20 protein-coding genes and 1 pseudogene are annotated in these 25,577 nt (G+C 69.0%); 12 read left to right on the top strand and 9 right to left on the bottom strand.

The window, feature by feature from the left end; all coding sequences use genetic code 11:
- Together WMF19_RS52010 and WMF19_RS52005 are read right to left on the bottom strand one after the other, a co-directional pair.
- Entirely contained in the window at nucleotides 1–1,095 is a 1,095-nt protein-coding gene (locus tag WMF19_RS52010) for a polyamine ABC transporter substrate-binding protein (protein ID WP_272097000.1), read from the bottom strand.
- A 66-nt stretch (nucleotides 1,096–1,161) separates the two neighbouring features.
- The gene (locus tag WMF19_RS52005) at nucleotides 1,162–2,007 is read right to left on the bottom strand and encodes an ABC transporter permease (RefSeq protein ID WP_437897139.1); all 846 of its coding nucleotides are present in this window, start codon (nucleotides 2,005–2,007) and stop codon (nucleotides 1,162–1,164) included.
- A gap of 342 nt (nucleotides 2,008–2,349) precedes the next feature.
- Here WMF19_RS52005 and WMF19_RS52000 point away from each other — a divergent pair, with 342 nt between their 5' ends.
- The 11 genes and pseudogenes from WMF19_RS52000 to WMF19_RS51950 form a co-directional block, all read left to right on the top strand.
- A complete protein-coding gene (locus tag WMF19_RS52000) occupies nucleotides 2,350–2,799 on the top strand; it encodes a DUF2203 domain-containing protein (RefSeq protein WP_437326828.1) in 450 nt (149 codons plus the stop codon).
- A 10-nt stretch (nucleotides 2,800–2,809) separates the two neighbouring features.
- Nucleotides 2,810–3,385, top strand: a complete 576-nt coding sequence (gene folE / locus WMF19_RS51995) for a GTP cyclohydrolase I (protein ID WP_272096996.1) — start codon at nucleotides 2,810–2,812, stop codon at nucleotides 3,383–3,385.
- The gene (locus tag WMF19_RS51990; RefSeq protein ID WP_437897138.1) at nucleotides 3,382–4,068 is read left to right on the top strand and encodes an SDR family NAD(P)-dependent oxidoreductase; all 687 of its coding nucleotides are present in this window, start codon (nucleotides 3,382–3,384) and stop codon (nucleotides 4,066–4,068) included. The genes folE and WMF19_RS51990 overlap by 4 nt, the downstream gene beginning before the upstream one ends.
- Nucleotides 4,069–4,213: 145 nt before the next feature.
- Entirely contained in the window at nucleotides 4,214–4,879 is a 666-nt protein-coding gene (locus WMF19_RS51985) for an LON peptidase substrate-binding domain-containing protein (protein ID WP_272096994.1), read from the top strand.
- Nucleotides 4,880–4,992: 113 nt separating this feature from the next.
- Entirely contained in the window at nucleotides 4,993–5,991 is a 999-nt protein-coding gene (locus tag WMF19_RS51980) for a hypothetical protein (protein ID WP_437897137.1), read from the top strand.
- Between the two features lie 163 nt (nucleotides 5,992–6,154).
- Nucleotides 6,155–7,165 carry a zinc-dependent alcohol dehydrogenase family protein gene (locus tag WMF19_RS51975; RefSeq protein WP_437897136.1) on the top strand — a complete coding sequence of 337 codons (1,011 nt, stop codon included), beginning with the start codon at nucleotides 6,155–6,157 and terminating at the stop codon, nucleotides 7,163–7,165.
- 102 nt (nucleotides 7,166–7,267) lie between these two features.
- The gene (gene xylB, locus WMF19_RS51970) at nucleotides 7,268–8,824 is read left to right on the top strand and encodes a xylulokinase (protein ID WP_272096991.1); all 1,557 of its coding nucleotides are present in this window, start codon (nucleotides 7,268–7,270) and stop codon (nucleotides 8,822–8,824) included.
- A gap of 369 nt (nucleotides 8,825–9,193) precedes the next feature.
- Nucleotides 9,194–9,637, top strand: a complete 444-nt coding sequence (locus tag WMF19_RS51965; protein ID WP_437895630.1) for a helix-turn-helix domain-containing protein — start codon at nucleotides 9,194–9,196, stop codon at nucleotides 9,635–9,637.
- Complete coding sequence (locus WMF19_RS51960; RefSeq protein ID WP_437897135.1) at nucleotides 9,634–10,302, top strand: transposase; 669 nt, start codon at nucleotides 9,634–9,636, stop codon at nucleotides 10,300–10,302. Before WMF19_RS51965 ends, WMF19_RS51960 begins: the two co-directional genes overlap by 4 nt.
- 63 nt (nucleotides 10,303–10,365) lie before the next feature.
- The gene (locus tag WMF19_RS51955) at nucleotides 10,366–10,809 is read left to right on the top strand and encodes a helix-turn-helix domain-containing protein (protein WP_437895630.1); all 444 of its coding nucleotides are present in this window, start codon (nucleotides 10,366–10,368) and stop codon (nucleotides 10,807–10,809) included.
- Nucleotides 10,810–10,841: 32 nt separating this feature from the next.
- Nucleotides 10,842–11,141: pseudogene (locus WMF19_RS51950) on the top strand (transposase); the annotation flags it as partial.
- Nucleotides 11,142–11,489: 348 nt separating this feature from the next.
- Here WMF19_RS51950 and WMF19_RS51945 read toward each other — a convergent pair.
- The 7 genes from WMF19_RS51945 to WMF19_RS51915 form a co-directional block, all read right to left on the bottom strand.
- A complete protein-coding gene (locus tag WMF19_RS51945) occupies nucleotides 11,490–14,069 on the bottom strand; it encodes a hypothetical protein (RefSeq protein ID WP_437901796.1) in 2,580 nt (859 codons plus the stop codon).
- A gap of 3 nt (nucleotides 14,070–14,072) precedes the next feature.
- The gene (locus tag WMF19_RS51940; RefSeq protein WP_437897134.1) at nucleotides 14,073–17,336 is read right to left on the bottom strand and encodes a hypothetical protein; all 3,264 of its coding nucleotides are present in this window, start codon (nucleotides 17,334–17,336) and stop codon (nucleotides 14,073–14,075) included.
- A 342-nt stretch (nucleotides 17,337–17,678) separates the two neighbouring features.
- A complete protein-coding gene (locus WMF19_RS51935) occupies nucleotides 17,679–17,942 on the bottom strand; it encodes a hypothetical protein (RefSeq protein WP_437897133.1) in 264 nt (87 codons plus the stop codon).
- A gap of 55 nt (nucleotides 17,943–17,997) precedes the next feature.
- Nucleotides 17,998–18,807: a metallophosphoesterase family protein gene (locus tag WMF19_RS51930; RefSeq protein ID WP_437897132.1), complete on the bottom strand. Its 810-nt coding sequence runs from the start codon at nucleotides 18,805–18,807 to the stop codon at nucleotides 17,998–18,000.
- A 6-nt stretch (nucleotides 18,808–18,813) separates the two neighbouring features.
- Nucleotides 18,814–19,764 (bottom strand): diacylglycerol/lipid kinase family protein, encoded by a 951-nt coding sequence (locus WMF19_RS51925; RefSeq protein ID WP_437897131.1) that lies wholly within the window; start codon nucleotides 19,762–19,764, stop codon nucleotides 18,814–18,816.
- Between the two features lie 179 nt (nucleotides 19,765–19,943).
- On the bottom strand, nucleotides 19,944–21,716 hold the full coding sequence (locus WMF19_RS51920; RefSeq protein WP_437897130.1) for a sensor histidine kinase: 1,773 nt from the start codon (nucleotides 21,714–21,716) through the stop codon (nucleotides 19,944–19,946).
- Between the two features lie 180 nt (nucleotides 21,717–21,896).
- Nucleotides 21,897–24,524: a protein kinase domain-containing protein gene (locus WMF19_RS51915; RefSeq protein WP_437897129.1), complete on the bottom strand. Its 2,628-nt coding sequence runs from the start codon at nucleotides 24,522–24,524 to the stop codon at nucleotides 21,897–21,899.
- A gap of 58 nt (nucleotides 24,525–24,582) precedes the next feature.
- Between WMF19_RS51915 and WMF19_RS51910 the strand changes: the two genes are divergently transcribed.
- On the top strand, nucleotides 24,583–25,512 hold the full coding sequence (locus tag WMF19_RS51910) for an FHA domain-containing protein (RefSeq protein ID WP_272096984.1): 930 nt from the start codon (nucleotides 24,583–24,585) through the stop codon (nucleotides 25,510–25,512).
- The last annotated feature ends 65 nt before the right edge of the window (nucleotides 25,513–25,577 follow it).

Below are 25,577 nucleotides of genomic sequence, written 5' to 3'. Positions count from 1 at the left end.
TCACTCCGACGCCTTGAGGTCGGTCACGAGCTTGTCCACGTCCGCGGCCGCCTTGCCGATGTCGTGGAAGGTCTCCAGCCCCGCGATGGGCGGGTAGCTCGCCGGGTTCGCGAGCTGCTCCGGCGTGAGCAGCTTGCGCGCCTCCGCGTTCGGGTTCGTGTAAGGGAACTTGTCCGAGATGAGCTTGCTGACCTCGGGGCGGAGGATGTAGTTCATGAACATCTCCGCGCCGATCTTGTTCTGGGCGCTGTCGGGGATCACCAGGCTGTCGATCGCCTTGTGCGTCCCCTCCTGCGGCAGGACGAACTGGAACTTGTCCTTGTTCTCCTGGTAGAGCAGGGCCGCCTCCCCGCTCCAGACGACGCCGATGTCGACGTCGCCGTTGAGCAGCGCCGTCTTCGGGCTGTCGGAGTCGAACACCTTCACGAGCTTGATCCACTCCGCGAGGGTCGGCTTGACCTTCGCGAGGTTCTCCGGCGTCACGTCGTTGGCGTTCATCCCCATCGTCACCATGACCCACGAGACCATCTCGCGGTTGTCGTTCAGGGCCACGATGCGCCCCTTGTACTTCGGCTGGAACACGTCCTTGAAGCCCTTCACGGGCTCCTTCACCTTCTGGGTGTTGACGACGATGCCCACGACCGTGGCCATCCACGGGACCGAGTACTTGAGCTCCGGGTCGTGCGGCTGGTTCCTGAACGCAGGCGCGATGTTCTTCAGGTTCGGGATGCGCGATTGATCGAGCAGCTGCAGCTTCTTCTGCCGGATGAGCGCCTCGACCGCGTACTCCGAGGGCTGGATGAGGTCGTACCGGGTGCCCCCCGCGAGGAGCTTCGACAGCATCTCCTCGTTCGAGGCGAAGGTCTCGTAGTTGACCTTGATCCCCGTCTCCTTCGTGAAGCCGTCCAGGACCTCCTGCGGGACGTACTCGGACCAGCCGAAGAGGTTGAGCTCGTTGCCGGGCTTCGGCTCGGTCGCCGGGGCGCTCCCCGAGGCGGCCGCCTGCTGCGGCGCCGGGCTCTCCTTCTTCCCGCAGCCGAGGAGGCAGAGGAGCGGGACGAACATCAGTATCAAGAGCGCTGAGATGCGTTTCATTGGCCTTTTCCTTGTCTCGCCTGCGTCGGCGCAGGCGCCCGCGTTCGCGCCGCGCGCCGCTCCCCTTCAGCCCTCGTCGGGGAGCCGCTTCGCGGTGCCCTTCAGCGACTCGGCGACCACGACGAGCATCGCAGTCGCTACGATGAACACCGTCGAGATCGTGTTCAGCATCGGGTTCAGACCCACCTTCGCCATGCCGAACACCTTGATCGGCAGGGTCTCGGACTTGGGCCCGCGGGTGAAGTAGGTGACGATGAGCTCGTCCATCGAGAGCGTGAACGACATCAGCGCACCGGAGATGATCGCGGGCAGAAGGTAAGGCACCATGATCAGGAAGAACGCCTTGAGCGGCGTCGCCCCGAGGTCCAGGGCGGCCTCCTCGAGCGACGGATCGAGCCCCGCGAGCCGCGCCTGGACGGCGATCAGCACGAACGGGAAACAGAAGGTGACGTGCGAGACGATGACGGTCGTGAAGCCGAGATCGAGCTCCACCGTCTTGAAGAAGATGAGCAGGCTGATCCCCATGATGATCTCCGGGATGATCATGGGAATGAAGATCAGCGTCGTGATCGACCGGAGCGCGGGGAACCTGTACCGGTAGAGCAGGAAGGCGCCCGCCGTGCCGAGGGCGACCGAGAACGCCGTCGTGATCGCGGCGATGATCACGCTGTTGCTCAGCGACTCGATGAGCGGCGACCGCCGCTCGTCGCCCAGGTGGGCGACGAGCTCATCGAAGAGCTGCCGATACCATTTGAAGGTGAACCCCTCCCACACCACGCTCATCCGCGAGTCGTTGAAGGAGTAGGCGATGAGGAGCAGGATCGGCAGATACAGGTAGAGGAGGACGAGGCCGCTCCAGCCGCCAAGGAGCACATTCGACAGCTTGATGCCCGATATCGTCCGGAGTCGCATGCGGCGGTCTCGCAACCCGACAGGATCGCCGCGCGAGCTTATCGCTTGCAGAACGCCGCTTGCAACACATTGCCGGGTGGAGGAAGGGCACGACGCAGGTGATCGCGGCCACCCTGGCTGTTGTTCGCGAGGAGGCGCCTGCACCGACCGCACGCCCGCGCGCGCCCACCTCACGCACGCCCGTGCCGACCGCGCCCTCGCCGTGCGCGCTGCTCGCGCCCGCCGCGCCCGCCGCATGCGGCGCGCGACGGCTCCTTCCGTAGAAGCCCTTGACACCGCACTCTCCTCCGCTTACCGGCCCTGCATGACCGGGTCGTCGCGCCGCCCTTCAGGTGAGGTCCCGTGAGCACTTCCCGCATCTGGACCATCGAAGAAGCGAACGCGCTCGTCCCGCGGCTCTCGTCGATGATCGGCCGGCAGCTCGCCCTGGCGAGCGATATCGAGCGCTGCTGGCAGGAGCTCGTGCAGGCCGTGCAGAGCCCGGCGGCGACGCCCGACCAGCTCATCGAGCTGGCGCGCAGCGGCAGCGAGCAGGCGCGGGCCCGCGAGCGCGAGCTCTCCGAGAAGATCGCCTCGTACGAGTCCGGGTGGCAGGAGGTCGAGGAGCTCGGGGTCGTCGTGAAGGACCAGCGGATCGGCCTCTGCGACTTCTACGGGCGCCTCGACGGCGCCCTCGTCTGGCTCTGCTGGCGCTACGGGGAGCCTGCCGTGGAGCACTACCACGGGCTCGAGGCCGGCTACGCCGGGCGCAAACCGATCACCGCCGAGAGGCGCCGGCAGCTGCTCAACTGACGAGGCCCCTGTGATCGATCGAAAGAGAGCGGCGTGGGCGATCGAGGAGTTCCTCCGCGCCCTCGGGCGCGACGTCGAGGGGGACCTCGCGGGCACGGGCGAGCGGGTCGCCGACGCGTGGGCCGACGACCTGATCGAAGGCGAGGCCATCGACGCGGCCGCGGTGCTCCGCGAGGGCGCCATGGAGACAGGCCCCTTCGAGCGCGGCCTCGTCGTCGCGCGCGAGCTCGCCGTGACGACGATGTGCCCGCACCACCTGCTGCCGGGGCACGGCGCCGGCACCATCGTCTACCTGCCGGGCGCGCGGGTCGCCGGCATCGGCACGCTCGCGCACGTCCTCGACGCGCTCGCGCGGCGGCTGACCCTGCAGGAGCGCATCGGCGGGCAGCTCGTCGAGCTCCTCGTCCGCGAGCTCGGCGCGCGCGGCGCGCTGTGCAAGCTCACGCTGACGCACACGTGCCTCATCGCCCGCGGCGAGCGCAAGGCGGGCGCCCTCATCGAGACCGTCGCCGTCGCCGGCGTGTTCGCCGAGCCAGGCCCCGAGCGCGATCTCGCTCTGGCCGCGCTCTCCGGGGGGAGGGCGTGACCGACGTCGCGGTCGTCACCGGACCGAGCCGCGGGATCGGCCGGGCGACGGCGCTCGCGCTCGCGCGCCGCGGCCTCTCCATCGCGCTGCTCGGCCCTCCGAGCCCGCGCCTCGACGCCGTCACCGACGAGGTCCGCCGCCTCGACGTCGCCGCGCTTCCGGTCCCCTGCGACGTCGCCTCCGAGGAGCAGGTGGCGCGCGCCTCCGCCGAGGTGGTGGCGTGGCTCGGCGCGCCCCGCGTCGTCGTGAACAACGCCGGCATCGTGCGCCGCGGCGCGAAGGTCCACGAGACCGCGCCCGCCGCCTGGGACGAGGTGATGGCCGTCAACCTCCGCGGCCCCTTCCTCATCTCGCGCGCGTTCCTCCCGGCCATGCTGAAGCAGGGGCACGGCCGCCTCGTCCACGTCGGCAGCATCTCCTCGACCATCGCGTCCCCCGGCAACGCGTCGTACGCGGCGTCCAAGTGGGGCCTCGTCGGCTTCTCGAAGAGCCTGGCCGAAGAGCTGCGCGGGACGGGGCTCCAGTCCATCGCCGTGCTCCCCGGCTCGGTCGACACCGACATGCTCGTCGGGAGCGGGTTCCCCCCGCAGATGAGCGCCGACGAGGTGGCGCGGCTCATCGTGTACGCCGCGCTCGACGCCCCCGACGCCGTCACCGGCTCGGCCATCGAGATGTTCGGCTGACGGCGCGCCGTCCTCGCCCTCGCAGGACGCGCGCCTGGCGGCGGACCGCCGAGCTCGATGCGCATGGACGTGCGGACCGCCGAGCTCGATGCGCATGTGCGTGGCGCCGCCACACCCGACCCCCCCGCGTGCTACCCTGCGGCCCGTGGACACGACGCCTCCGCGCCCGGGCGACCTCAGTGCGGCATTGCCAGAGCTGCCGCTGTTCCCGCTGCCGCAGACGGTGCTCTTCCCCGGCGCCCTGCTGCCGCTCCACATCTTCGAGCCGCGCTACCGGGCGCTCGTGCGCGACGCCCTCGAGACGCACCGCATCCTCTCGGTCGTCCTCATCACGGACCCCCGGGCGATCGACGCGCACGGCCACCCGGCCATCGCGGGGGTGGCCGGCGCCGGCGAGATCATCGATCACGCCGAGCTGCCCGGGGGCCGCTACAACATCCTGCTCCGGGGTCGCGCCCGCGTCCGCCTGGCGGAGCGGCCGTTCGTGCCGCCGTACCGCACGGCCGCGGCGACGGTCCTCGAGGACGAGCCCGGGGAGGTCTCGGCCCAGGATCACGCCGCGCTCATCTCCACCGCGGCCTCGTTCGCGGCGCTCGTCCGGGATCGGGACAGCAATTTCGAGTTCCGGCTGCCGCGCGACGCGGCCACGTCGCTCGTCGCGGATCTCTGCGCCCACCACCTCATCCTCGACGCGCGGGAGCGGCAGACGGTGCTGGAGACGCTCGACGTCGTCGCGCGGGTGCGCCGCGTGACCGAGGCGCTCGCGCTCCAGCAGCTCGCGCTCGCCTCGGCGGCGCGCGACGTCAACTGAGACCTCTAGCGCCGGCCTGCCCGCATGGGCCGGCGCGGCGCACCTGAACACGGGTCCAGAAGGGGCTCCGGGGCGGGTGCGGTCGCCCCAAGATCGAGTAGGCTGCGCCGCCTATGGCGACCTCTCGTTCAACGGAACCCTCGGCCCCGATCATCGTCAAGCACCCGGGGTGTCCCCAGTGGGGACTCGGATACCTCGTCGAGGAGCGCGACGAAAAGCGCTTCTACGATTTCGAGGATGGCCTCAATCACTCCATCGCCAAGGCTTTCTGGTCGAAGCTCGAGCCGGTGCAGCTCGGCGACGATGAGGCGAGCGCGCTCGAGGCCAGGATCCGCGGTCTCCGTGATCGGCCGTCGGCCGCCGCCAAGAAGCAGCGCGCCCGCGTCGTCGCGCCGCCGGTCACGAGCTTCGACGAGCAGGTCGCGAGCTTCGAGACGCAGTTCGAGGGTGGGTTCGGGGGTCCGCAGTTCATCGCCGAGGAGCGCGGCGCCGCCGGGGGCGAGGGGGCCGAGGGCCCGGCGAGCGGCGCGAAGAAGAAGAGCAAGGCCTTCAAGCAGGGCGCCATCGAGACCGCGCGCGCGCTCCTCGCCAAGGGCGAGCTCGAGGCGCTGCTGGCGGCGGGCAACCTGACCGATTTCATGGAGAGGATCACCAAGGTCCACAAGTCCGCGACCGGCCTCCTGCACCCCCTCGGCGATCTCATCCCCTTCAACAAGATGCCGGCCGAGCACCACCGCGCCTACGCCGAGGCGGTCGTGGATCTCCTCTATGGCGCGGGCGACTACGCCGCGCGCTTCGACCGGCTGGCCGGCGTGCTCGCCGCGGCCAAGGTCGTCACGTGGCCGCTCGTCACGATCCTCGGCGCGCTCGTCTACCCGGGCGAGCACGTCTTCGTGAAGCCCTCCTTCTTCGAGAAGCAGGCCGCCGTGCTCGGCTTCAACCTCGCCTACGATCGCGCGCCGAGCGCCGAGGGGTATGCCCGGATGCAATCGCTGGCGCGCGAGCTCGAGCGGCGCCTGCGCGAGCGCGGCCTCGCCCCGCGCGATCTGATGGACGTCTACGCGTTCCTCTGGCGCACGATCTCCCCGTCCAAGCCGGCCACTAAGTCCTGACATCCCGCGTCAGGCCGCCCTGCGCGACGTCGTGCGACGCTGCGCGAGGCGGTCCCCGGCGGTCCCCGGCGCTGCGCGACGCGGCGCGGGCGCAGCCGGCGGCCCTCGACCCTCGACGCGCGGCCCTGGCCCGCCTATGCGACCTTCCCAAGGAGGGTCTCGCATGAAGGCTGCCGTGCTCGAAGCCGTGAAGAAGATCGCCGTTCACCACGACGTCGCCCCGCCGCAGATCGGCCCGCGCGACGTCCTCGTCCGCGCGAAGGCGTGCGGCATCTGCGGGACCGACGTGCACATCTGGGAGGGCGACTTCTTCCCGACCTTCCCGCTGATCCCCGGGCACGAGCTCGCCGGCGAGGTGGCGGCCGTGGGCGACGAGGTCGAGGGCCTCCGGCCCGGCGATCGGGTGATGGTCGACCCGACGGTGACCTGCGAAGAGTGCCACTTCTGCATGATCAACCGGCAGAACCACTGCCTGAAGTGGAACGCGGTCGGCGTGACGCGCAACGGCGGGTTCGCCGAGCTCGTCCGGGTCCCCGCGAAGAACTGTTATCGCTTCGAGCGCGTCTCGTTCAGCGAGGCCGCCTTCTGCGAGCCGCTCGCGTGCGTCGTCTTCGGGCAGGATCGCGCGCGCATCGAGATCGGCTCGGAGGTCCTGGTCCTCGGCGCCGGCCCGATCGGCCAGCTCCACCTCCAGGCGAGCCTCGCGAACGGCGCCGCCGCGGTCACCGTCGTCGACGTCGTCGAGTCGAAGCTCGACCTCGCCCGCCAGCACGGCGCCACCGAGGTGGTGCTCGCCGACAACGCGCTCCAGGCGAAGCTCAAGAAGATCGCGCCCTACGGCTTCGACGTCGTGATCGACGCGACGGGCATCGCCCGGGTGCTCGGCGACTCGATCCAGTACGTCAAGAACGGCGGCCGGTACCTCGTGTTCGGCGTGTGTGGGCCGCAGGACAAAGTCGAGATCTCGCCGTTCGAGATCTACCGGCGCGATCTCGAGATCATCGGCAGCTTCGCGATCAGGCGGACGTACGACCGGGCATTCAAGCTGATGGAGCGCGGCGCGATCGACGTGAGGAAGCTCCTCTCCGAGGCGATGCCGATCGAGGAGCTCCCGCGCGGCCTCGAGATGATGAAGAAGGGCACCGCGCCCATGAAGCTCCAGGTCGTGTTCTAGCCGCGCGGCTCGCGCGCTTACAAAGCTTACGATTTTCTCTATTAGTTAAGAGTCGTTACGAAGATCACCGAAGTAGACGAAACTGCAAAAAGGACGCTTTCCATGGCCATCGTGATCGGAATCGACGTCGGGACCAGCGGCCTCAAGGCCATCGCAGTCGAAACGGAGCGCGGCGCGGCGGTCGCGTCGGCGCACCGCGAATACCCGCTCTCCACGCCGCACGCCGGGTGGGCCGAGCAGGATCCCGAGGACTTCGCCGCGGCGGCGCTGAGCGCCCTCGGCGAGCTCGCCCGCGCCCTCGGCCCGCGCCGCGACGACGTGCGCGCGATCGGGCTGACGGGGCAGATGCACTCGGCGGTCTTGCTGGACGAGGCGCAGGCGGTCATCCGGCCTGCGATCCTGTGGTGTGACACGCGCACCACGGCCGAGTGTGAGGCCATCCGCGCGAACCCGAAGGTCGGCGACGCGGGGCTCGCGCGCCTGGTCGGCAACCGCGCGCTCGAGGGGTTCACGCTGCCGAAGCTGCTCTGGCTGCGGGCGAACGAGCCCGAGGCGTTCGCCCGCGTCCGCGCGGTGCTCATGCCGAAGGATTTCGTGGGCTTGCGGCTGACGGGCGAGCTCGGGACGGACGACAGCGACGCGAGCGGCACGCTGGCGTTCTCGCCCGGGGATCGCTCCTTCAGCGCCGAGCTCCTCTCGGCGGTCGGCGTCCCGCGCGCGGTGTTCCCGCGGTCTGCGCCCTCGAACGCGCCGCTCGGCCAGCTGACGGCCGAGGTGGCGGCCGCCACGGGGCTGCCGGCGGGCATCCCCGTCGTGCGGGGCGCCGCGGACAACGCGGCGGGCGCTGTGGGGCTCGGCATCGTGCGCCCCGGCCGGGCGATGGCGTCGGTCGGCACGAGCGGCGTGATCCTGGCGCACACCGATTCGTGGATCGTGGAGCCCGAGATGCGGCTCCACAGCTTCTGCCACGCGGTGCCGGGCCGCTTCTACCTGATGGGGGTGATGCTCGCCGCCGGCGGCGCGCTCCGCTGGTACCGCGACGTCCTCGGCGACGGGGAGCGCCTGGCGGCCGAGCTCCGCAAGGTCGATCCGTACGAGATCATCTCGGACACGGCGTCGACGGCGCGCCCGGGCGCGGGCGGCGTCGTCTTCCTGCCCTACCTGATGGGCGAGCGGACGCCGCACAACGACGCGGCGGCGCGCGGCGCGTTCGTGGGGCTGAGCGCCCGGACGACGAAGGCCGATCTCTCGCGCGCTGTGCTGGAGGGCATCACGTTCGGGCTCGCGGACTCGCTGGACCTGATGCGCGGCGTGGGCCAGACGAACGGCGCGGCGGCGGTCTCGATCGACGAGATCCGCCTGACCGGCGGCGGGGCGCGGAGCCCGTTCTGGCGCCAGCTGATGGCCGACGTCTTCGAGGCGCCGGTGGCGATCACGACGTCGACCGAGGGCCCGGCCTACGGCGCGGCGCTGCTCGGCGCGGCGGGCGCGGGGCTGTTCTCGTCGGTCGAGGAGGCGGCGGACGCGTTCGTCCATGTCGTGTCCCGGGTCGCGCCGGACGCGGCGCGCTCGGCGCGGTACCGGGAGATCCATGCGGTGTACCGGGGGCTCTACAACGACCTGCGCGGGCGGTTCCGGGAGCTCGGGAAGCTGGCGTGATGGGGTGAAGGGAGCCGGGGCCACCACGTTGCTTCGCTGGTACGGGGTGGCCCGGGATCGTCTGGTTATATATTAAGGTCGTCCCGGGTCACCCGGCGCGCCTAGTACTACAGTTGCACATGCTCCGGGCCGGACGACTCGTCAATGCGGTTCCAATGCGGTTCCGCGCAAACCTGGTGCGAGCTGCAGAGCCCGGGTGCCCACCGTCCCGCCGAGCCCGACGTCGAGCATCCCGAGGCTTAGATGGTTGCGCCAGTTCGCCAGGCAGCAAACTGCAACTGTAGTACTAGAGCGATTTGCGGTTGAGCTTGGTACAAGCTGAGCACGGTCGGGCGGGACGGTGGCATCGCTGATGCTGTTGCCTACCGCATGGGCCCGTACAGCATCGACCTGCGGCAGCGGATCATCGACGCCTACCAGAACCGTGAAGGAAGTATCCGGGAGCTGGCCGAGCGGTTCGAGGTCGCCCCGAACACGGTGCAGAACTATCTCACGCAGCTGCGCGCCACGGGCGACCTCGCGCCGAGCCCGCACGGCGGCGGCATGCCACGGAAGCTCGACGACACAGACGAGCGGGCACTGATCGCGCTGCTGGAAGAGAAGAACGACCGGACGTTGGCAGAACTGATCGAGCAGATGGAGCAGCGTCACCATGTGCACGTCAGCGTCTCGACGATGAGCCGCACACTGCACCGGATGGGGATCACCCGAAAAAAAGGACGTTGGGTGCCAGCGAGCAAGACCGCCCGGACGTTCAACAGGCCCGCGCGAGTTTTCAAGATTGGGCGGGGACCGCAGATGCGCGCCGCTTGATCTTCGTCGACGAGTTCGGTGCCAACCTGGGCATGACCCGGCTCTATGGCTACGCCCCCAGCGGGCAGCGGGCCTACGGCAAGGCGCCGGCGAACGCGGACCCGAACCTCACGCTGGTGCTCGGGCTGGGGCTGCAGGGGGTGGTGGCGCCGGTGGTCTTCGAAGGCGCCATGAATCGTCCTCGATTTGAGACGTACGCCCAGGAATATCTGGCTCCGGTGCTGCGGCCTGGCGACATCGTGCTCGTGGATCGACTCAAGCCACATCTATACCCCGAGGTCCGCGCGGCCATCGAGGCGACGGGTGCCGACTACCACCCGCTGCCGCCTTACTCGCCTGATTTCTCGCCGGTGGAAGAGTGCGGCAGCAAGATCAAGCAGACCCTCCGCACCGCTGGGCAGCGGACCGTGGTGGGCGTGCTCGACGCGATGGACAGGGCCCTCCACCAGGTGACGCCGAAGGACGCCGAAGGCTGGTTCCGCCATGCGGGCTACCTCGACCGACCCCCTCGTCCCAGACCGCAGCGCAGGGGCACGCCTCGGAGGCGTGCGCCGCGGATTCGCACGCCTCGCAAGCGTCGCGCTCGGGATCCGCCACGCCCCGCCCGAGGGGCGCGGTCTGTACCAAAGCCAATCGCGAACCGCTCTAGAGCGATTTGCGGTTGAGCTTGGTACAAGCTGAGCACGGTCGGGCGGGACGGTGGCATCGCTGATGCTGTTGCCTACCGCATGGGCCCGTACAGCATCGACCTGCGGCAGCGGATCATCGACGCCTACCAGAACCGTGAAGGAAGTATCCGGGAGCTGGCCGAGCGGTTCGAGGTCGCCCCGAACACGGTGCAGAACTATCTCACGCAGCTGCGCGCCACGGGCGACCTCGCGCCGAGCCCGCACGGCGGCGGCATGCCACGGAAGCTCGACGACACAGACGAGCGGGCACTGATCGCGCTGCTGGAAGAGAAGAACGACCGGACGTTGGCAGAACTGATCGAGCAGATGGAGCAGCGTCACCATGTGCACGTCAGCGTCTCGACGATGAGCCGCACACTGCACCGGATGGGGATCACCCGAAAAAAAGGACGTTGGGTGCCAGCGAGCAAGACCGCCCGGACGTTCAACAGGCCCGCGCGAGTTTTCAAGATTGGGCGGGGACCGCAGATGCGCGCCGCTTGATCTTCGTCGACGAGTTCGGTGCCAACCTGGGCATGACCCGGCTCTATGGCTACGCCCCCAGCGGGCAGCGGGCCTACGGCAAGGCGCCGGCGAACGCGGACCCGAACCTCACGCTGGTGCTCGGGCTGGGGCTGCAGGGGGTGGTGGCGCCGGTGGTCTTCGAAGGCGCCATGAATCGTCCTCGATTTGAGACGTACGCCCAGGAATATCTGGCTCCGGTGCTGCGGCCTGGCGACATCGTGCTCGTGGATCGACTCAAGCCACATCTATACCCCGAGGTCCGCGCGGCCATCGAGGCGACGGGTGCCGACTACCACCCGCTGCCGCCTTACTCGCCTGATTTCTCGCCGGTGGAAGAGTGCGGCAGCAAGATCAAGCAGACCCTCCGCACCGCTGGGCAGCGGACCGTGGTGGGCGTGCTCGACGCGATGGACAGGGCCCTCCACCAGGTGACGCCGAAGGACGCCGAAGGCTGGTTCCGCCATGCGGGCTACCTCGACCGACCCCCTCGTCCCAGACCGCAGCGCAGGGGCACGCCTCGGAGGCGTGCGCCGCGGATTCGCACGCCTCGCAAGCGTCGCGCTCGGGATCCGCCACGCCCCGCCCGAGGGGCGCGGTCTGTACCAAAGCCAATCGCGAACCGCTCTAGAGGGCGCTCGCCGAGCCGAGCCGCCTTCGCTTCACCGCCTGCGGAGCTGACGCACGATGTTCGGATCGCGGCTCGCGGGAAGTGTGAAACGAGATCGGAACCCATCGTCGCGTCGCTCCGCGAGCCACCTCAACGCATCATGCGCGCCCGCACCGCTACGCAGCAATGCGCCGTAGAGGTAGGCATATTCGTCCCCCAACGATGTTGCGAAGCTAATCGGATCATCCGTGTTGATCGACAGCTGTATCGGCTCCTCTTCACGACTGAACCGATTCGAGAGGGGCTGGAAGCGAAATGCCGGATGGGTGTCGATGGCCCCCATGTCGTTGATGAGAAGGTTGCTGGTCGGATTGACCTCAATGGTCATCTCTCGACGAGCGATCTCGCTCCGCAGCCACGCGCCCGCACGGACGAGCATCCGAACTTCCCCCTCGCTCGTTCGGATTTTGAGAGGCTCTTGGCCGCGCGCGAACACCTGAGATTCCGTGAGATATCGGTACACGAGCCTGTCGATCGGGTCCTCAGGAATACGCCCATGGACAAACGGGTACCCGAGGTAATGTAAAACGGAGCTCATGTGAAGCCGTTGCCGTGCAGCACCGAGGTGTTCAGGATTCTCGTTGGAGCCGAAAATTTTGTGTGTCAGCCCGAGGGCCTCGGCACGCACCTGCTCGATGCGGGTGGCATCCGCAGGTAAGTCGCCAGCCTTATAGCGGTCGATCTCCCACAAGAGGTCATGGAGTCGCTCCTCGGCAGGCTGAACCGTCACGGGATGATTGCGTGCCCAGAGCTCGGGATCGACTCCAGCGGCGAGCCCGTGGCCAATGCGATCACCCGCCTCGAGGAGGCCGAACTCCAGGAGCTCGTGGATCCGACGGACACCCTCGACGAGGCGCCGGAAATCCTCGCCCGCGTGATAGGTAGCGCGCAAAGGGGTCACTTTCCATCCGGGGCGTGCGCGAGAGAGCCTCGCCGCCGCTCGATGAGCCGCTCGGCGGACTTTCACGAACGGTGAGATGAACACCCAAGCCGGCACGGACAGCTCGTCAGATGCGACGTCAATCCCGCGAAATACGACAAGCAGCTCCGGTTGATGAGCGAGCGCGGCCTCTATCGCCGAGGCCTCTTTCAATCGGGCGAAGGAGAATGAGCCGAATCGGCAGCTGTGGCCGAGCTGGCCTGGGTCGGCGCTCAGCATTTTCCTTCCCGCGTGCGAACATGACCCTTGCTTGAGGAAATGCAATACGAGCCCGACCTCGGGTCGGCCATGGTCGACGAACGATGGGACCGCGGCCTCGCGGATGAGATCGCGCACGCTCGCCCAAGCCGGTTCCGGCGCCGTACGCATCTCCACCGCCGAAAGTCCGACGCCTCGACCCGAGCAACGAGCTGCCGCGTCGAATCGCGCGCCGTCGATGCACGCACGCATAGGCGAAATTCGATCGTAATGATGCTGAAACCAACCAAGCCCTGCGGTACCCGGCTCAACGGTGAGATAGCGAAACGTCAGCGTTCGAATTCTCTGATACTGCCAAAATGCACGTGCAAACCCGACGTCCTTGCGACCTGCGTCGAGGAGATACCGGAGGCCGCGTCGAGCGAAACGCGTCTCGGCCGACGCCATAGCGCCACCTCGGCCGAGCCATGCGGAGACCGGATCGGCACAGAGCAACTCCTCCGTCGTCTTGACCGAAGACCATCTCGATGCACCCAGCAAGTGGCGATGTACCGAGGCCATGACCGCAACGGAGGGCGATGGCTTCGCATTGACAGTCACGCCGAGCGCCTGAACGCACGCACGTATGAAATCATGTGGACCAGCAGGCCAAGCAGCGCGTGGCGCGATCTGGGTCGCAAGCGGACCGTCTGGATCGTCGACAAAGCCGTCAAAAGACGACGCATCGCCGAGGCGATCTCCGCGCCACAAAAAGCTCGCCAGGAGGAGCCGTGTCACGGACGCCGCTTGCAGCATTCTCAGAAACCGATCGACCATGCCGAAGGGCGGCTCTCCGCCACGGGCGAGCTTCTTTCGATCCGGTGGATGACGCGACAGGGCGGTCATCAACCCGATCCAGACGAGATGAAATGACACCGCCGCGCCCACGTGCAGGTGCGTCTCGGCAACGCCTTGCTCGAGCAGCTTCGCAAGGTGTGGGGTCGAGGTGTCGACGTGGTCCGACGCCGGATCCGTCGGCATGTCCACCGAACGAGCCGCCACGAGGAGATCCGGAGGCAAGAGGAGCGAGAGCCAACGGAAGTGCGCGAGCGGCTCGTCGATGCTCGGCTCGGTGCGAAGGGCGACGTGACCACCACGATGCATCAAATGCCGCGCTGCGAGGCGGATGAGGTAATCCGCCATGCCGACAGATCGTGCATCCTCGCCAAACCACACGAGGTCACGCACCTGCCGCAGCGAATCGAGAGAATGGCCACGTGCGCGAAGCCGAATCCACGCCTCGAGTTCGTCGGCGAGCCGTTGCGTCCGCCGCTCGAGGACAAGTGTCGGGGTCTTGCCAAGCTCGAGGACGACTTGTCGGTGCGATGCCTCCGACGCCAGGGGGAAAGCCTCGCAGGCGGCGCGGAGATAGGCAAGATCGACGGGCCCAGGCATCGCTCACGGACCGGAGGAGGTGTCGGAAGGCGTCATGGTGCGGAGCGGCTCCTCGATGATGATGGTCCAGGGATGAGCTGGGAACGCGACTTCGATGTCTCGAAGGAGCGCATTCATGGTTCTTCTCTTTCCGATCGATAGCATGGCCGCCAATCGTTCACGACGTAGCCTAACGAGCGACTCGCGACGCTGCTCCAGATCGGGGATCCCCGCGAGGATGTTCTCGGCGACGCTGCGGCTCAACCCGGATTCAGGGGTCGCAAGGAGGCCGATGGTGTCGAGCCAGCTGTAAAATGCGCGGCGATGCGCGGAAGTCGCATTCTGATCATTTTTCCTCAGGTGGAACCACTCCATGACTCTTGTTCGCCACTGCCTCGGCTCGGATTCGATACTGAATTCTACATGTCCGAGGTCGCATCGGTCCTGGGTCATGTGGTAGTTCGTGGTGATGTACCAGTACGCAGCGGATTCGCCAAAGACCTCGACGCTGCTACCGGTCTCGGCGGCTTCATGGGCGAGCACTTGGACTCTTGGCAGCACCTTGTCGTTCCACGCATCGATGAGGCGCTCCCAGTCGAGAAACGTCGGCCACGCCGGCGCAGGCCAGGGACATCGTTGATCCGGAAAACCTGGCAAAACTCCGCCCGCGAGAGGCCACCACGCGGGCAGGGGCGAGATGTCGCGAAGTTTAATATCGCTCTCAATATCCCACACCATGCGGAGAACAGCAAGAGTGGGCGGGCCGAGTTTCTTGTTTGCCGGCCACAGAAGTTGCCCGCGAGAAAGTCCAAGGCCCATCGCGTCGATGCTGTGCGGATCCAAGCGCAAGGCCCCAATGGGAGCCGCTTGGAGCACCGGACGCCCCGATTCTTTAAAAGCCTTTTCGATACTGAATTCCAACCGCCCGATGTAGGAAACAGCCTCCTGCAAGTCCGCCGCCGCGTCCTGCGTCACGACGCGCCAGAGCCTCTCGACCGCAGGAATGCCTGCATGTCCCCGCTGTTTGGCCAGCTCCTCGAGTGCACTCTGCAGGCGCTCGAGCGTTTCGATCGGCGCACCTTGCAGTTCCTGCCTACGGCTCCGCGGCAGGTAGGAGAGCAGTGTCCCCGCCGAGCGTTCACCCGGCACGGAGATCTGGCCCATTCGCTCCCAAAGCGCTCGGGACGTGACGTCGGCATCGCGTTCTACCATCGTGAGCCAAGTGTGACCATGTGATTTCTTGTCAACTTCGCGCAGATATTGCTCAACGAGCTTCCTCTCGTTGACATTATTGATATAAAGATCAAAATCGACGATTCCAGCAAGCGCTGCTTGAAGCCGATTCCGCCGCCGCTCCATCAACGATGAGCGAAGATTCTTCCAGCGGGCCTCCGAAAAGATCGAGCGCACCGCATTCATCCACTCATTGGCATTCTCGACATCGATTCCCGACTCAGGGGCCGCGAGCAAAGGGGCATCCAGACGCGCCCACCGCTTCATGGCAGCATCGACGGCTGGGTCCATGATGATGTCCTTCAATCGCTCCGCGCGACTGTGCCACGTTCTTCCGCCCTTTCGAGGCTCGACACCGAGCACCGCGTCGAGATAGGTCAGCGCCAGCGCCGCCAAATCTTGTGTCTTCCCCTGCGTCAGCTCATCGAGGTGTCGAGACCAGCGGTCGGCGAATCCAATCCAGTCCGCAAACCTCGTCCAGCGCGGCAACGGCCAGGCGACCCAGGGAAGCGTGTCTTCCAGGCGCACGACGACGACCGCGAACTCCTTCGTTTCGATCGAAGGAGTGACCAGCGAGGTCACGTGTCGGTTTTCCGGATCCGAACCGAGATCGAGCAAGGGGGCCAGGCAAGCCGCAAGGGCTTCCGGCACGGCCGCCCCTTCTGGCCCATACGCATCGAGACTCCATTCGCGTCCCACCTGGACCCGCGTCTCCCCCGGCTTGCCGAACCGACGCTGATGCATCGAGAATCGGAACTTATGAACCCCCAGACGAACGACGATCCGACGCTCGTCGTCCTCCGTCACCCAGGCATCAAGCTGCGGCGTCGGCCATGCCTCGTGGAGCGCAGACATCCACAGGTAGTGCAGGACCCGGGCCTCGACGACTCCATCCTCGATCGATTGGCCGCGATTGTAGATCCCAACGACCCAGAGTTCGAAGTCCTGCAAGGGCCGGAGCCGTCCGGGCAGCGCAGTTTTCAGGGTGGGATATCGCTGAAAGAGCGCCCTCACGCGGGCGATACGCTCCAACTCGACGGGCTTCGTTCTGGCATCGAACCACCGTTCAAGGAGCGAGTGCCGCTCGTGCGCCCGCATCGCCTTCAGTTCGAGGCGATGGAGCGGCGGGACGATCTTGTCGTATATGTCCTTCGGCAACGTTCGAGCCAAGCGCGCCGCAGAAGAAACAACCTTTAGTGAAGAGCCCGAGAGCTCTTTCTCCGTCCGCAACTGGAGCGCGGCCAGGAACAGCTCGGTATGTCCGGTCAACAAGAACACCACGCGCGGGTGCCAGAGCGTGCGCACGATGTCCAGAAGCTCGGCCGACTTCGTCACGTTCATGTCGGCGTCATCAATGCCCATGACGAAGAGCGGTTGCTGGTTTCGAGGCAATCGCCCCACATGCGCGTAGTCCGCTACGAGCGCGTCGATGAACCGCCGAAAGCTGGAGATGACATCAAGCCTTTGCTCCTCGGCTTGTTCCAGCTCCACCGCATACGTCTCGGGGTCTGAGTGCGCTCGCCTCCCCGCGAGCGAGCCGTCCCAGCCCGCCGCAGCGGCCTGCAAGAATCGCCGCCACTCGGCTGCGCTCTTCACGCTCTCCGGCTCAGCCGCGTGCCAGGGCGGGCGCGCGCCGTCATGGCCCGTCGACATCTCGATGGCCTCGACGATGCGCTTGAATCGCGTCGCCACATAGACCAGCAGGTTTGCAGCCTGCGGCAATGGCTGCAGATCGAGCAGGCCCACGGGGACGATCTGGCCGAGCGGCGCTAAAGCCTCCTGAAGATTCTTGTCTGGCGCGTCGTTCGTGCCTTGCCGGGCTCCCTCGCGACGAACGCCGAAGCTCCATACCGCGAGATGGGTGACGAGCAAGGCCGTCTTGCCCGAGCCTCGACCGCCATCCAGAAGAACAACATGATTCCTCCGCGCCGCGTCGATCGGCGGCAGAAATCGTTCGACGCCCGTTTGAGGTATCATGGGCGAGAAGGACCGCTCCCCAAGATCGCGAACGAGTTTCCCGATGCGTTTCGTCGCTTCTCGTTGCTCCTCGGTCATTTCGGCCCATGTGAGTGGCCGGGCTTCGGGACGAGGTTCGATCGAGTCGAGGCTTTCCGGGGGCAACATCGGCGGCAGGGTAGGAGAAATGCCAGAAGCGGGTCAAGGATTTCACTTCATCGAGGGGTGAAGCCGGCGTGAATTACGCCCAGACGCGGAGGTGGAGAGCGCAGTGGACGCCCTCCGTTCGTCGCTGAGATTCGCACGCAGGCGTGCCGCTCGGTCGACGGCGCAAGGCTGTGGCCCGCGACGCCCTACTGCTGGCGCAGGTAGATGGGCGGACCGCCCCGCCCGCAGCCGTGGCCGTTCGGCACCGAAACTTCATCCCTTGGCGAGGAGATACTAGGGATAGCCCGGCAGGTAGCAGAGCTGCATCCACGGCCGGCTCGACGCCCTCTCCTGGTCCACCTCAGCGGCGAGGAGCCGGGTCTGCTGGCCGCTATCCGCGCGGAGCAGGCTCTCGTGATCCTGCGGCGTGCCGCGGAGCCAGCTCACCACGAGCCCGGTCGCTTCGAACGAGAGGACCCTGAGGCGATCACGCTGGCCCCCTGCCTCCACTGCCCCGTGGGAGAAGGAAACGGCGTGGCTTCTCTGAAGATCGCCCATTTCACGTCGCAAGCCTGTCCCGCCCGCTCCACCGCAGGAGTCGGGAGCGCCGAGCCTACGCCGCCCGCACCCAGCCCCGCGCCGTCTCCTCGAAATGCTCCGCGCGCGCGATCCCGAAGACGCTGCTGTCCGGCTCCCAGAAGTTTCGCTCGATATCGATCCTCCGCCCATCGACCCGGATCACGTTGAACGCGTTCCGCTCCCCGCGCTCCCGCGTCGAGGTCGCCGTGCCGGCCTGGATGATGAGCGAGGAGTGGCCGCCTGCCTCGAACCGCTCCGCCGAGTGACCCGTGTGGCTGAGGTGCAGGTGGCCGGACAGGATGACGTCGACGCCGCAGCCCGCGATCGCCGCCATCGCCTGCCTCGCGCGCCCGACGATCGCATGGGGCGAGTTCTCGGGCAGATCGAACGGATGATGCGTGACCACGATCTTCGTGATCTCAGGCCCGAGATCGCACATCCTCGCCTTGATCCCCCGGATCTGCCGCGCGTTGATGCGCCCATCCTTGATGGTCAGCGAGCGCGCGGTGTTGATGCCCAGGACGGCGATCTCCCCGTCGAGGTGGAACGGCGAGAGGTCGTCCGTGATGTGACTCCGGTACCTGTCCAGCGGGCGAAAGAACCGGTCGAACAGGTTGTAGAGCGGGACATCGTGGTTGCCAGGGACCACGATCTGCGGCGAGGGCAGCGCGTCGAGGAAGGCGCGCGCCTCGGCGAACTCGGCGTCGCGCGCCCGCTGCGTCAGATCACCGGAGATCACGACCACGTGCGGCTCGAGCCCCCCTATCCGGTCGATCAGCGGGCGGAGGATGGCCTTGTCGACGCGGCCGAAGTGTAGATCCGACAGGTGCACGAGCGTGCGCACGGCGCCTCATCCCCCCAGCGCCGCGACCGGGCGAGATGGGTCCTCCTGCCGCCGCGGGCCCGCGCGGAGCTCGGACGACAGCGGCACGATGACGCGCAGCGCTGCAGGCCGCACGCGATAGCAGAGCGGCGGCGTCATCCTGAGGACCTCGCCGTCCGCGGCAACGTGGAGGCGGCGGTGGGGCGCCTCCACACGGAGCTCCGTCGTTCGTAGGATACTGAAATCGTTCGATCGATGAACGCGCCCGACGACCGCGCTGGCGATGAGCTTGAGCGTGGCGAGGCGGCTCTCGGCGTGCGCCACGCACACGCCGAGCTCGCCCGAGCACGGCGGGCGCTGGCGGCCGATGTCCACGTCGCCAAGCTTGAAGTCGTTGTTCGCGACGAACACGAACGGCGTCTCCAGCTCGACCTCCTGCCCATCCAGGACGAGCCGGAGACGGACGCGTTCGTGCCGCCGGATCCCCGAGACGGTCGACAGCGCCAGGGCTATCCACTTGTTGAGCCCATGCCGCTTCCGGAGCGCCTCGCGGCCGCGCACGATGCCGGGGTAGATGCCCAGCGTCGAGTTGTTCACGAAGACCCGGCCGTTGACCTCGCCGACATCGACCCGGACGCGCCGCCCCTCGACGAGCGTGCGCACGGCGCCCTCGAGGGTCAGCGGAACGCCGAGGTGCTTGGCAAAATGGTTCACCGTGCCGAGCGGAAGGACGCCCATCGTCTTGTCCGTGCCGGCGATCGCGGCAGCGACGGTGTTCACCGTCCCGTCGCCGCCGCCGGCTACGACGAGGTCGCAAGGCCCCCGCGCCACACGGCGGGCGAGCTCCCCGAGCTGATGCCCCTTCTCGGCGCACAGCACCTCCGCGGCGAGGCCGCTCTCTCTCAGGAGCTCCCCGAGCCGCGCGCGCTGCGCCGCCGCTCGGTTCGACCGGGAGGAGCAGTTCAGGAGGACCGCCATGGATCGATGCTTCACCGTCGCGCTCCCGGCATGGGGCAAGGGCCCATGCCCACCTGACAGAGAGAAGCAGATCGCGCGCCACCGCCCCGCGGCGAGCGGCCGCGGCGCTCGGGCTCCGTCACGCGGCGCGGGGCGTGGCGGATTGCCACGCTCGCCTCGCGCCGCGCCACAGCCGCTCCTCAGCGCATGCCGAGCCCGCCGTCCGTCTCCATCCGAGGCCAGGTGAAGAAGAACGTGGCGCCGGCGCCCCGCTCGGACTCGACCCACACACGCCCCCCCTTGCTGAGCACGATCTTCTGGACGATCGCGAGCCCGATGCCCGTCCCCTCGATGTTGTCGCGCGCGTTCAGGGTCTGGAAGATCTCCCATACCTTCCCGTGGTATCGCGGCTCGATCCCGGGCCCGTTGTCCTTCACCGAGAACTCCCAGACATCGCCCAGCTCCCGCCCCCGCACCTCGACGCGCGTGTCGGGGCGTTCGGCGTACTTCAGCGCATTGCCTATCAGGTTCAGGAAGACCTGCTCCAGCGGGACCCGCTCGGCGAGGAGCGTCGGCATGCCCGTCGCGATATCGATCGACGCGCTCGCAGGGACGGTGAGCAGCGCGACGACGTCCTCGAGGAGCTTCTGGACGTCCACGATCTCGGGCCTGTCGCGGAGCCGTCCAGCGCGCGAGTAGCGCAGGATCCCATCGATGAGCGCCTCCAGCCGGACGACGCGCGAGCGGAGGAGATCCATGTACTGGCGCGTCTCCGGCGTCGCCTTGTCCACGAGATCGTCCTCGATCCACTGCGAGAGGTTCGCGATGGCGCGGAGCGGCGCCTTCAGATCGTGGCTCGCCACGTAGGCGAAGCGGTCGAGCTCCTTGTTGCTCCGCTCGAGCGCCTGGATGAGCTGCTGCGCCTTCCGGAACAGGTGCGCGTTATCCATCGCAATGGCGGCCTGGGCCGCGAGGCCGACCACCAGCTTCTCCGCCCGCTCGGTGAAGACGCCCCGCGCGGAGTGCCCGAAGAACAGCCCGCCGATGACATGCCCAGAACGGGAGACCACCGGCACGGCAAGGTAGCTGACGACAGGCAAGTGGCCCTTCGGCATCCCGTGGTAAGGAGGGCTGTTCCCGTAGCGCGGGTCCTTCGTGACATCGTCGAGCCGCACCACGCCCTCTCCATTGAAGGTCGGCGCGAACACGTCGGTGTTGCGCGGCATCGGGAACCCGGAGAAGTGCTCTCGGGGCACGCCTGAGATGGTGTAGAGCATGTAGCTCTTCCCCTCGGCGTTCGTGACATTGTAGAAGAACGCGCCGAACTGGGCGCCGCTCAGCCGGGTGGCCGCGTCGGTCACCGCCTGCACGAGCTTCTCCAGATCCAGCTCGGCGGCGAGCTGCTTGCCGGCGCGATTGAGCAGCTCGAGCGTCTCCCCTTCTTCCTGGAGCCTGTCCTCCGTCTGCTTGCGCTCGGTGATGTCGAGGACGATCGTCCCCACACCCATGACGCGCCCGTCCTTCGCCCGCACAGGCGCGTAATTGACCAGCCAGGAGCGCGGTCGCTCCGACGCGCGCGTCGTCCCCGTCACCTCGGCGGTGAACGCCTCGCCCGTCGCCAGGACACGCCGGAGATGGGCGACGATCACGTCGCTCATCTCCGGGAGCAGCTCGGGGATCGTCCTGCCGAGGTGCGCATCGAGGGGGATCCCGTTGATGTCCGCCAGCGCCTGGTTGAGCCGCACCACGCGGAGGTCGCGGTCGATCATCCCGAGCCCCGCGGTCGTGGCCTGGAAGAAGGCGTCGACCAGCGCGCCGTCCGCGGAGGACTCGTGCAGCGCAGAGCGCTCCTGATCGAGCGGCGCAGCCCCCGCCTCGCCGCGCTGCAAGGACGCCGCAGCGAGCTCTGCCGCGGCGGGCGAGGCCGGCTCGGAGGGCTCCGCCGTTTCTTGATGCGAATCCGTGTTCTCCATGGACCTCGTGGACACAGGCTGTCCCGACGAGCCTAGCGCTCGAGTGCAAACGCGACATCCGCCGTCTGTTGCCGTCTGTTACAGTTCGTTCCCCGCCGCCAGCGCTGCGATGCGGGCTCAGCAGCCAAATACGGCGATCGCCGCGGCCGACCACATCCCCTGCGCGCCGGCGACGAACGGCTACCCGCCGGCGATGACGGGCCGGGCGAGACGGAAGCCCACGGCGCTGAAGCGATCCTCCGGGCGCGCGGCGAAGCGGCCTGCTGCGCGGCACACCGCGGGGGGCCCGGAGCTCCACGCGCCCCCGCGGATCGAGCGGAGCCCCGGAGCCGCCGCGTCCGCTGGCTGGGGGCGCGCGATGCGGTCGACCACCGTGGGGCCGTCGGGCATCCACAGCTCGGCGCACCAGTCGCGGATGTTGCCCGCGAGGCCACGGGCGCCGTGGGGGCCCTCGTCCGTCGGATGGTCGTCCACCGGCGCCGGGCTCGCGGGGCCGGGGCGGCCCCCCACCATGCAGGCCCACGTCGGCTCGGGCTCGTCTCCCCAGGGGAAGAAGCGCCCGTCGACGCCGCGCGCGGCCTTCTCGCGCTCGAGCTCGCCGACGAGGCGCCACGGCGCGCCGGTGCGCGCCTCCAGCCAGGACGCGTAGGCGACGGCGCTGCGCCAATCCACCGAGGCGACCGGGTGCCGCGCCTGCTCCGCGCGCGCCTGCGGGCCGAGCACGAAGCGCCCGTCCCCGTCGCGCGCGAACAGCGGGATGTCCACGTTGCCGGCGATCGCGCGGGCCGCGCGCGGGCACGCCGCCGCGGCCTCCGACTCGCGCCCGCGCTCGAGCAGGTCGTTCAGGAAGGCGAGGTACTCGGCCTGCGTCACCGGGTGCCGCCGCACCACAAAGCCGTCGACCCAGATCCGGCACGCCGGCAAGCCGTCGCCGGCCTGCGGGTCTCCGCCGGCAGAGAAGAAGCCCGCCGGCACGTAGACGTCCTCTTCGCCGAGCGCCTCCGAGGGCAGGAGGGGCACAACGAACGGCTCTGCGCCGCCCGGACGCACGCCGTCCCAGTGCTCGCCGCGGCCGATCTTCACGGGGTACCGCGCCTCGCGGTACCCGGGCGCGCGGATCAAGAGCAGGTAGCTGCCGCGCGCGAGCGGGACCTCGCAGAGCGGCGTGTGGCCGAGGAAGCCCTGGGGCTCGGCGCGGAGCCGGCGCTCCTGCTCGACATAGCGGAGCAGCCAGACCTGCGCCCCCTCGGGGTCGGTCCGCAGCGAGAGGGCGCCGGTGCCGCGGAGCAAGACCGCGTGCCGCTCGCGCGCGTGCGCCCTGAGGAACGCCTCGGCGCGCGCCGCGGCCTCGGCGTCGCGCGCCTCCTCGGCGGCCCGCAGGTCGGCCAGGTGCGCGTCGGCGAGCGCCGCGTGCGCTTCATCGAAGTCCGGGGCCTCGTTGAGCGCGGCGCGGAGCTTCTGGTGCCAGGTCGCCTCGTCCAGGGCGGCGGCGCGGTCGAGCGCGCGCGCCTCGTCCTCGAGCGCCCACCCCTGCGCCTTCTCGGCGGCGGGCGCGAACGAGTCGAGGCGCCCGAGCACCGCCTTCGCCTCGGCCCGGAGGGCCCGGGCGCGCGCCCGCAGGCCCTCGATCTGCGGCGCCAGCGCGCGCGACTCCTCGACGAGGGCGCGCGCCCGCTCGCGACGGCGGGCGCCGTCGAGGAAGCCGCGGATCTCCGCGGCGAGCACCTCGGCGCTCGCGTAACGCGAAGGCGGCGCGCGGGCCATCGCCCGCTCGCAGATCGCGATGAGATCCCGAGGGATCTGGTCGGGGCACCGGACGGCGAGCTGCTCGGGCGACCGCTGGACCACCTGCGCCAGGACGGCCAGCGCCGTCCCCCGGAACGGGGGCTCGCCGCAGAGGAGCTCGTACAGGACGGCCCCGAGGGAGTACACGTCGCTGGGGGGCCCGAGCTGCTCGGCCTCGCCGCGCGCCTGCTCCGGGGGCATGTAGACAGGCGTCCCCAGGACGAGGCCCGCGTGCGTGTGGTGGCCGCTGTCCGGGAGCGCGTCCGCCAGCGCGCCGCGCGCGGTCGCGCGGGCGATGCCCCAGTCCATCACGAGGACCTCGCCGAACTCGCCGATCATGACGTTGTCCGGCTTGAGATCGCGGTGGAGGACGCCCTGGCCGTGCGCGTACGCGACCGCCTCGCAGACGCGGACGAAGACGTCGAGCACGCGGCGCAGCGCCTCGGGCGAGGGGCCGGCCTCGCCCGACGCGTGGAGCGCGCGGATCAGCGCGCTCAGCGTGCGGCCGCGGACCTCCTTCATCGTGAACCAGAGCTGGCCGGTCGGGAGCATCCCGCAGTCGTGGACGGGGACGATCCCTGGGTGCTGAAGGCACGCCGTGAGGCGCGCCTCGTCGAGGAAGCGCGCCCGGCCGTCCGCGTCGTCTTGCCCCTCGATGCGCAGCAGCTTCATGGCGAGCACGCGGCCCATCACGCGATCGCGCACGCGCCGCACCTCGCCCATGCCCCCGCGGCCGATGAGCCCGAGATCGTCGTAGCGGTCCCAGGGCCACGCCGCGACCGGCGCGTGGACCGCCGGAGGCGCGGCGCTCGGGCGGTGCTCGGCCGCGACCGACGCGCCTCCGGTCTGCCGGGGCGCGCCCCCGGCCGCCGCCGGCGCGTCCCGGACCACGGTCGCCGGCAGCTCTTCCGTGAGGCTGCGCGCGGCGTGCTCGGCGAGCGCCCGCTGGATCTCCGCGCACGCCGAGGGAGACAGGTGCAGCTCACCCGCCAGCTTCCGGAGGAGTGCCGCGGGATCGCTCATGGGGGTCTCGCCTTCGACGCCGTTGATGTGGTCGGCGGCGCCATCTTACGCTGTATCCATGGCGGTCTTGAAGCATGAAGCCCACGGCCTTCGCGTGACGCTCCCGGCGCGCGCGCGGGTCGGCCGAGCGCGCGACTGCGCCGTGCGCCTCCGGGACCGCTGCGCCTCCGGCGAGCACGCCGTCCTGTTCTGGGACGGGGCGCGCTGGTGGATCCGCGACCTCGGCAGCACGAACGGCACGCACGTCGGCGGCCGGCGGCTCACGTCCGCCGAGCGGGTCGCGCTCGACGCGGGGGCGGAGCTCGTGTTCGGCGGCGACGCCGAGCGCTGGACCGTGGAGGAGGCCGGCGCGCCCGTCACGAGCGCGCGGGCCGAGCTCACCGGCGAGGTGCGCGCGGCGGAGGAGGGCCTGCTCGCGCTGCCGGACGCCGCCGATCCCCGGGTGACGCTCTTCGAGGATCAGCACGGCGTCTGGCAGATCGAGATCGACGGGGCCACCCGCCCGGCCGTCGATCAGGAGCGCATCGAGGCCGGCGGCGCCTGGGTCCTGCGCGTCCCGCCGCAGGCGCTCGACGCCGCCGTACCGACCACCGCGTCGAGCGCGGCGAGCCCCAAGCTCCTCGGCCTCACCGTCCTGCGCTTCGAGGTGAGCCACGACGAGGAGCACATCGCCGTCTCCCTGGTGCAGGGGGAAAAGGTCATCCAGCTCGCCGCGCGGGCCCACCACGAGCTGCTCCTCATGCTGGCGCGCTCCCGGCTGCGCGACCGGGAGAGCGGGCTGCCCCCGGCCGAGCGCGGGTGGCGCTACGTCGACGACCTGCTCGGCAAGCTGCGGCTCGACCTCCATCACCTCAACGTCAACGTCTTCCGCGCCCGCCAGCAGCTCGCGCGCGCGGGCGTGCTCGACGCCGGCTCGCTCGTCGAGCGCCGGACGACGTCGCGGCAGATCCGGCTCGGCACCGAGGCGCTCGAGGTGATCCGGTACTGAACATCGGGCCGCGGCCGGAGCTCGCCGGCCCTCGCGCGTGACCGCCTGTCATCGACGCCGCGGCC

It is taken from the genome of Sorangium sp. So ce124 (assembly GCF_051525235.1).
GTDB lineage: Bacteria > Myxococcota_A > Polyangia > Polyangiales > Polyangiaceae > Sorangium > Sorangium atrum.
This window is presented reverse-complemented; position numbering and strand designations above follow the sequence as displayed.